The sequence below is a fragment of the Maribellus maritimus genome, assembly GCF_022267315.1.
Taxonomy (GTDB): domain Bacteria; phylum Bacteroidota; class Bacteroidia; order Bacteroidales; family Prolixibacteraceae; genus Draconibacterium; species Draconibacterium maritimum.
Genome location: NZ_JAIKLE010000101.1, coordinates 1 through 3,615, shown reverse-complemented (window position 1 = coordinate 3,615; position 3,615 = coordinate 1). Strand labels below are relative to the sequence as shown.

Annotated in this window: 7 protein-coding genes; 2 read left to right on the top strand and 5 right to left on the bottom strand. The window is 35.5% G+C overall.

Annotation, left to right across the window (positions count from 1 at the left end; all coding sequences use genetic code 11):
- Nucleotides 1-360 (top strand): hypothetical protein (locus K5G00_RS29025; protein WP_238770043.1); only part of this gene is annotated, 360 nt, incomplete at its 5' end.
- A 37-nt stretch (nucleotides 361-397) separates the two neighbouring features.
- Here K5G00_RS29025 and K5G00_RS29020 read toward each other — a convergent pair.
- The 4 genes from K5G00_RS29020 to K5G00_RS29005 all read right to left on the bottom strand — a co-directional run bounded on the left by K5G00_RS29020 (nucleotide 398) and on the right by K5G00_RS29005 (nucleotide 2,235).
- Nucleotides 398-700, bottom strand: a complete 303-nt coding sequence (locus K5G00_RS29020; protein ID WP_238770041.1) for a hypothetical protein — start codon at nucleotides 698-700, stop codon at nucleotides 398-400.
- Entirely contained in the window at nucleotides 693-947 is a 255-nt protein-coding gene (locus K5G00_RS29015) for a hypothetical protein (protein WP_238770039.1), read from the bottom strand. The genes K5G00_RS29020 and K5G00_RS29015 overlap by 8 nt, the downstream gene beginning before the upstream one ends.
- A 100-nt stretch (nucleotides 948-1,047) precedes the next feature.
- Nucleotides 1,048-1,587, bottom strand: coding sequence for a hypothetical protein (locus tag K5G00_RS29010; protein ID WP_238770037.1), 540 nt, complete (start codon nucleotides 1,585-1,587; stop codon nucleotides 1,048-1,050).
- A gap of 300 nt (nucleotides 1,588-1,887) precedes the next feature.
- The gene (locus tag K5G00_RS29005; protein WP_238770035.1) at nucleotides 1,888-2,235 is read right to left on the bottom strand and encodes a hypothetical protein; all 348 of its coding nucleotides are present in this window, start codon (nucleotides 2,233-2,235) and stop codon (nucleotides 1,888-1,890) included.
- Between K5G00_RS29005 and K5G00_RS29000 the strand changes: the two genes are divergently transcribed.
- Nucleotides 2,217-2,732: a transposase gene (locus K5G00_RS29000; RefSeq protein ID WP_317235574.1), complete on the top strand. Its 516-nt coding sequence runs from the start codon at nucleotides 2,217-2,219 to the stop codon at nucleotides 2,730-2,732. The genes K5G00_RS29005 and K5G00_RS29000 overlap by 19 nt on opposite strands.
- Before the next feature lie 123 nt (nucleotides 2,733-2,855).
- On the opposite strand, the gene K5G00_RS28995 is transcribed toward K5G00_RS29000, so the two are convergent.
- Nucleotides 2,856-3,488 (bottom strand): hypothetical protein, encoded by a 633-nt coding sequence (locus K5G00_RS28995; RefSeq protein WP_238770033.1) that lies wholly within the window; start codon nucleotides 3,486-3,488, stop codon nucleotides 2,856-2,858.
- Between the last annotated feature and the right edge of the window lie 127 nt (nucleotides 3,489-3,615).

Sequence of the window (3,615 nt, the reverse complement as noted above, 5' to 3'; positions counted from 1 at the left end):
CAGGTAAATGAAATTACTTCCAAAGAGATGTATAACCATGCCCTGAAATTGTTTCATGTTGAAATCAGAAAATCCGGAAGGGGGCATGTTGTGGTAGTGACCGACAAGGAAGGGAACCCAATCCGTTATCCCATCCGCTTGTCGAATTTTAAAGAGAAACCAAAGTTTTATCTGGCTGAGAAAGAGCGACCGCAGCAAGAAAAGGAGCAAAAAAAGTATCTCCTCAAAGGGGAAAATAATAAACTGAAACCTTCACTTATCTGGGATTTGACAAGGCTGATTCGAGATGAAAATACTAAAGAATCAATGTCAAATCAAAAATTACGCCGGAAAAGAAAAGGAAAACAAAAAAGATATTAGCCCTGCCTGTAGCTGTAAAAAGACAGCATACAATCGTTCATCTTTTGATGTCTGACAGATTGCCCCACTTCTTTTTAGTTTTATTTAAGTCTTTTTTTACCATAAATATCAATATTCTTTGCTTTTTAAGGGCTTCCATCGAATTAATCAACTGTTTTTCATATTCCTCTGAAATATCAACACCAATCATCCGCAACTCCTTTATTGCACATAACTTGTCAACAGGGTATTTTTTTGAATATCCTTTAACAACGCTTTTCCATTGTAAGTTTTTACCCAACTCCTGGCTGAACGAAGTCTGTATTCTCTTTTTAAAGTCTTTTTCATTAAAACTAATCAAATGGGTCTTTGGGTAAAGCTAATAAATTCTTGATGTACCGTTTTTTATTATAAGGTTTTTTAAATTTTATGATATCAAATAATTCCACTGCCAAACATTGCCCAATCATCTGCCTGGTTTGAAAATCACCAAAACCTTGTTTTCGTAGTCTTTCAAATGTTGATTTAGTCTCAGGGGGATTGTTATCCCGGAGTTGATTTTTTATAATCTCAAAAATCTGTTCTCTTATTTTTTCATTTGTTTCCATGGTTGCAGTTTTTTTGCCAGTATGAAACAGAGTGGTTCTGCCATGGCATGCGGGACTTTGGCTGAAGGACTTGTCCTCTGGAAAAGCCTTCTTGCGGGTTTTATCTTCTTTTTACTTTTAGTTTACTATCCATTATGAAATTTTTGTCTAACTGAATATCAAAAACGTCACTAAATCTGACTAAGAATTTCGCTAATTCCGACTCGTTAAACTTACAATAATCAGCTTTCATTATTAAATCTCCGTATATTTCGGAAACCTGTACAGCTCTTCTTCTTTTTCTTAATAAATCGACACAAAAGTCCACTGTAGCTGAATCCAACTTTAACACTATTGGTTTTTTAACCCAATTAAAATCCTCCTCTGTTTTATCAAGTCCGTATAATGCATCTAAAATTTCGCAAATCCCAAATCCAACCTCATAATTCTCCCGGTAAAAAGGTGTAATAATTTCCAACGTTTCTTTATACTTTTTATTCGGGGTTAATGCTTCGGCATATCTTTGCTGAGCATATAAATCAGATGGATGTTTCTTGGCATCTGTTTCGCGAAGCTTTAGTAATCCAACCCAATCTTCTTTGTCGTAAAGTTCGTAATCGCTTTCCCAGCTTTCAAAATCATATTTTTTATCAAAATTCACTATCGTTATTTTATTATTTTTCAAATATACAAATCAGTTTACTTATTTGCGGGGTGTTTCCCCCGCTTGCTTCCGGCCGGGCTCAAGTGTAGCGCGGAGCCTTGAAACGATTACCCTTCAAATTACGTACAGGGTCGCCCGGGCGTACGACTAATTTTTTTTACCGTCATCTGTCACAGACTGTTTCATGGTGTTTGAACAGGTCGAAAATACAGAAAAACCGTCGATAAGTACATAGAATAAAATATTTCACAATCTGACCGGGTTGTAATTCAACCCCTGCTCGGCACTACAGACCGCTCAGGTCCTATTTATTGGCAACAGTTTTTTCTGTTCATCACGATATTTTATTATTCCTTTTTGGTCATTAAAATCATCAACACTAAAACTGTCTAACCATAGATTAATTTTCAGTCCTGTAGTCATTTCGTACTCTAATCTGACAAATCCGTATTCTTCAGAAAAGTAACTTTTTAATTTTGATATCCCAATTTCTGATTTTGCAGTGCTTTCAACCACGAAACAGTCTAATTCTCCAATACCAGTCTTTACCTTAGTTTTTTTAGAAATCTTATAATCATAGGATAATAACAACTTCTTTCTCCAAGCACCCCACAATCCATTAGACCATTGGTCTCCAATTTTCATTTTATCTTTCCATTCTTTACCAGGGGAAGAAGGCAACCTTCCGGGTACGCAGGGCTGAGAAAGGCAACTGGAAAGATTACTACCTGACACGGCGCAGCGACTGCAAGGGTTGCCCCATAAAGAAGCAGTGCATTGGAAAAAGTTATGAGAAACGGATTGGTATAACCATTTATGTCGATGAATATACAAGGAATAATCAACGGGTAAGAAGCCGTTATGGAAGAATGATGAAAGGCAAGCGGCAATCAACCGTTGAACCGGTCTGGGGGACATTGACCCAGTTTATGGGTTTGCGGAAAATAAATACCATTGGCATTGAGCAGGCCAATAAAGTAATGCAAATGGCAGCCACGGCTTATAACCTGAAAAAACTCCTGAGATTTGAAGCAAAATACGTGAAAACGATGGCAGCAGCCATTGCTTTTTATTTTTCGCTTCTCAGGGCCAAAATCATGCAGTTTAAGGCATTTATTTTCACGGAATTTAAGTTCTGCTGATAAATGCAAAACCTGCCGAAAACGCCATAAAACAACTCATTTTTCCTTAAATCTTAATCAGGATTCTAAAAATTACGGGGTTGTGCAACGGTTACATTTGTTACCACACGTTTTTTATTTTCTTTAATTTTCATTTATCTTTTTTTCATTCGTTTCACCTTTTGTTGTCGTGTTATAATTGGTGCTTTGTAATACGAAATAGAAGAAATCACTAACAATAATTGTCTTGATTAAATAATTGTCTAGGTTAAGATTTTTGCCAAGCATATGGGATGCCATTAAACTGTAAGAAGGCATTCCTGCCACTGAGCGAGCATCATAATACCCTTTAGATTGGCAGTCAAATGTGTCAATTTTTTGCATTGCTTTTAAAAATTTACCTGTGATATTTATTGATAACATATCTATTCTATTCACCTTTTCTATATCCCAAACTTCCTGTCTGTAATTACTTGTCTCGTATGTGTTTAGTAACTCAGTTACTTTTTCATTCGTGATTTGTAAAGTATATTCGCATTCTGATGGTGATGAAATTAAATATTCCAGAAATTCTCGATAGGCGGCTTCCACATTTTTTGTTTTATAAATCTCGATGAGTGTTTCATCTACATTTTTCGTAATAACATCCAAAGCTTGAACCAACTCGTTTCCCATTGTGTCTTTAAACACACGAATTGCTTCACTGTCATTTTTGAAGCTTTTATCACAACTTGGAATAAAAAAACAAAGGATAATTATTGTATAATATTTCATCATTTCAAAATTCTGACTAACGTTAAAAATTGTAATTGGGGCTCAGAGAGTTACCTAATCCAATTTCGTCAGGTTTTATGTCAAATTTAGCGATTTGTTTTTTAATTCTTTTTGCAATTCCCATCTTTCT